At 53.1% G+C, this 3,263-nt stretch carries 5 protein-coding genes; 4 read left to right on the top strand and 1 reads right to left on the bottom strand.

Annotation, left to right across the window (positions count from 1 at the left end):
- Positions 1–279: 279 nt before the first annotated feature.
- From E6C55_RS34985 to E6C55_RS33040, 4 genes are read left to right on the top strand one after another with little or no spacing between them, the layout of a single operon-like run.
- Positions 280–735: a DUF6431 domain-containing protein gene (locus tag E6C55_RS34985; protein WP_230986974.1), complete on the top strand. Its 456-nt coding sequence runs from the start codon at positions 280–282 to the stop codon at positions 733–735.
- Positions 736–771: 36 nt separating this feature from the next.
- Positions 772–2,127 carry a DDE-type integrase/transposase/recombinase gene (locus E6C55_RS33050; protein WP_136374096.1) on the top strand — a complete coding sequence of 452 codons (1,356 nt, stop codon included), beginning with the start codon at positions 772–774 and terminating at the stop codon, positions 2,125–2,127.
- Positions 2,120–2,920, top strand: a complete 801-nt coding sequence (locus E6C55_RS33045; RefSeq protein WP_136374095.1) for an ExeA family protein — start codon at positions 2,120–2,122, stop codon at positions 2,918–2,920. The genes E6C55_RS33050 and E6C55_RS33045 overlap by 8 nt, the downstream gene beginning before the upstream one ends.
- The gene (locus E6C55_RS33040) at positions 2,917–3,141 is read left to right on the top strand and encodes a DUF5348 domain-containing protein (RefSeq protein WP_136374094.1); all 225 of its coding nucleotides are present in this window, start codon (positions 2,917–2,919) and stop codon (positions 3,139–3,141) included. The genes E6C55_RS33045 and E6C55_RS33040 overlap by 4 nt, the downstream gene beginning before the upstream one ends.
- Here the strand turns inward: E6C55_RS33040 and E6C55_RS34365 are convergent.
- Positions 3,083–3,263: hypothetical protein (locus E6C55_RS34365; RefSeq protein WP_211093701.1), on the bottom strand; the 181-nt coding region annotated here is incomplete at its 5' end. The genes E6C55_RS33040 and E6C55_RS34365 overlap by 59 nt on opposite strands.

Below are 3,263 nucleotides of genomic sequence, written 5' to 3'. Positions count from 1 at the left end.
TTGTTTCCGCCAACCTACAATGACCGAATATAGCCGGTAAAAGATGTCCAAGAATAGACCGATATATTGACCAAGAACCTAACGGAGGAATGGAAAAGACGTCCCTTAGTGGAGAAGGTGCTGCTACCAACAGCGCCTCATCCAGGACGTCTTCTTCATGGTCATATATCATGGTCATTATAACAAAGTTTTCATTAGAGGCGAAAGAGGCAGAATCCGGGGTTTTTCGTTAGGAGTGCGGAAAGAATCCCTTGCCCGTGTTGTGGAGGGGAGTTACCTGTGGCAGGTAGTCGCGAGCGGGTATGGTATCAGAGTAGCGGAGATCGGGCAACACTCATCATTCGTCGCCTTTATTGCGAGGCGTGTGCGCGTATTCATCATGAACTGCCGGACTTGCTTGTTCCCTACAAGCGTTATGACGCTGAAAGCATAGAAGGCGCTCTGTCTGAGCCTAAGCATACGGATATCGCAGCGGATGAGTCAACGCTTGCTCGCTGGAAGTCCTGGTTTCTGGCTTTCGCCGTGTATGCCGCGGGTGCACTGCAGTCCATAGCGCTTCGCTTTCACCTGCCTGTAGCGGGTTCATCCACTCGCTCTTGTTCCGCACTCCATTCTCTCGGACGTTTTGTCGGCGATGCCCCCGGCTGGCTGTGTAGAACTGTCCGCTCTATTGCCAATTCGAATCTATGGATCACAGACCCGTTCTGCCTTTCTGTCCGCAGCCTTCTGAAATAGACTCGTCTCATCGCTACGAAAATGGAGGCATGAGACGTGAAAGATCAGAAGAAAGCAGAAGAAATCGCCGTACAGCGGGTCCAATTGTTGTCCCCGCTCTTGGCAAGCGGACTGGATTCGGCGAAAGTCAGTCAGATCAAGGCGGAGATCTGTGCGCAGCACGGCATGTCAGAACGTACGCTGCGCCGGTACTTAGCGCAGTATCGAACCGAGCAATTCGAGGGACTCAAACCAAAGCCTCGTGGCCGAAAACCTTCTACCGACACCATCAAGGCGGAACTCCTTGAGGAAGCCATTCTGCTCAGGCGAGAGGTGCCCGGCCGCAGCGTCCGGCAGATTATTCAGATTCTCGTATGGGAAGGCAGGGCAAAGCCCGGCGAGATCAAGCGCAGCACGCTGCAAGACCGGTTAACCGCGCGTGGGTACAGCTCCCGCCAGATGCGCATGTATACGACCCCGGGTGCTGCCGCCCGGCGCTTCCAAAAGAGGCACCGCAACGCGCTCTGGCAATCGGATATCAAGTTCGGGCCGCATCTGCCTATCGGCGCGGGCGGAGAGAAGAAGCCTGTTTACCTCGTTCTCTTCATCGACGATGCGACACGTTTTGTCGTTCACGGCGCCTTTTATGATTCACTTGAGCAGTCCATCGTGGAGGATTGCTTTCGTCAAGCCATTGCGAAATACGGCGTTCCGGAAGCCGTGTACTTCGACAATGGCAAGCAGTATAGGACGAAATGGATGAATCGGACATGCGCCAAATTGGGGATTCGTCTGCTCTTTGCTAGACCATACGCTCCAGAATCAAAAGGTAAAATTGAACGCCTGAACGGCGTTGTGGGAAGCTTTCTAAACGAGCTTGCGCTCGAGAAGGTGACTTCGCTCGAGCAGCTCAATACTTGGTTTCAGGTCTGGCTGTCGGAATGCCATCAGAACAAGCTGCATTCAGCGCTTGGCGACGATCAAACACCAGAAATCGCGTATCGGAGCGATACAAAGGCACTTCGGTTAGTAGACGCAGATCTCCTGGCCAGCGCTTTTCTACACAGCGTGGATCGCAAAGTCGACAAAGCCGGATGCATCAGCTTCGACGGGAAGAAATACGAAGTCGGTCTGCTCTTCATCGGTCGGACCGTTCAGGTCGTGTACGACCCGGCGGATGTTCGAGAAGTGACCATTGAATATGAAGGGCATTCCCCATGGACGGCGCGCGAAATGGTCATCGGGGAGCGTTCAGGGAAGCGACCAACGCTTCCGGATCATCTGGGAATAGAATCGGCAGATATATCCCGTCTCCTTCGTGGAGCAGAGCAAGAACATGCCAACCGCAAGGTGCTTCAAGCGCCTGCTGTCTCCTACCGGTCTATCCGAAAGGAGGATAGCGACCATGTTTGAGGATTTCTACAGGATGAGTCATACACCGTTCTCGCGAGATACGCCGCCGCAGGAGCTGTACCGGTCGCCTATGCTAGATGAAATGCTGGAGAGGTTGGTTTATGCCGCTGAGCGGCAACTGTTCACCGTTGTCACTGGAGATTGTGGGACAGGGAAGACAACGACGATTCGGCGCTTTACGGCTGAACTGGACGCAGCGAAGTACAAGCTGCTCTATGTGTCGGACTCAAAGTTGACCCCGCGCCATTTCTACAAAGGCATGTTGGAGCAATTGGGGTGCGAATCGAAGTTTTATCGTGGCGACGCGAAGCGGCAACTGCATCGGGAAATCGAACTGATGCGTGGTATCCATCGCCTGCAGCCGGTTGTCGTCGTGGATGAAGCCCATCTCTTAGACCGGGAGATGCTGGAGGAAGTGCGGTTTCTGCTGAACTTTCGGATGGATGCGCAGAGTCCTATGGCGCTTATCTTGGTTGGGCAGAGTGAATTATGGGATCGGCTCCGCTTGCAGGCCTATGCCGCCATTCGTCAACGGATTGACTTGCAGTGCAAGCTTCCGCACTATGACCGAGCCCAATCTGGCGAGTACATTAGACAGCATCTGTCGTACGCCGGTAGCGAGCACGATATCTTCTCGGACGGTGCAGTGGATGAAATTCATCGCTATGCTAGCGGCTCTGCACGGCTGATTAATAAAGCGTGCACGCATTCCCTTATTTACGGTGCGCAGAACAAGCGGCGAATCATTGACGATCACATGGTGAAGCAAGTTATACAAGGTGAACTTTCATGAGACGTCAATGGTTCCAGATGTCCTATGACAAAGCCGGAGATCGTTGGGTTGTGGACGTGGAGAATGGCCAGTGCGCACTTCATTGTGGCAACTTTCTGGAGATTCGAATTGGGGACAGAGGAATCCCGTGCAGAATCGAGCTTGACCGCGATTGGTACGTCGTCATGCAAGAGGCGCGATTTTACCTGCGTAAGAAAGATACTTATCAAGTTGAAGTCTAAAGTGAACGGGAAAGCCGAATTCGGCTTTCCCGTTAGCATACGGTTCACGGTCAGAATTCCCGTTAAATCGTGGACAACTATCATCGTCTATTGCTGGACAAGTTAGGTTAGCTGTAACACTT

Source organism: Cohnella fermenti (genome assembly GCF_004801405.1).
Classification (GTDB): domain Bacteria; phylum Bacillota; class Bacilli; order Paenibacillales; family Paenibacillaceae; genus Cohnella; species Cohnella fermenti.
This window is presented reverse-complemented; position numbering and strand designations above follow the sequence as displayed.

Bases quoted from the DNA above. Each gene is read 5' to 3' on its own strand.
- E6C55_RS33045 (WP_136374095.1), top strand. From the start codon at position 2,120: ATGTTTGAGGATTTCTACAGGATGAGTCATACACCGTTCTCGCGAGAT.
- E6C55_RS33040 (WP_136374094.1), top strand. From the start codon at position 2,917: ATGAGACGTCAATGGTTCCAGATGTCCTATGACAAAGCCGGAGATCGT.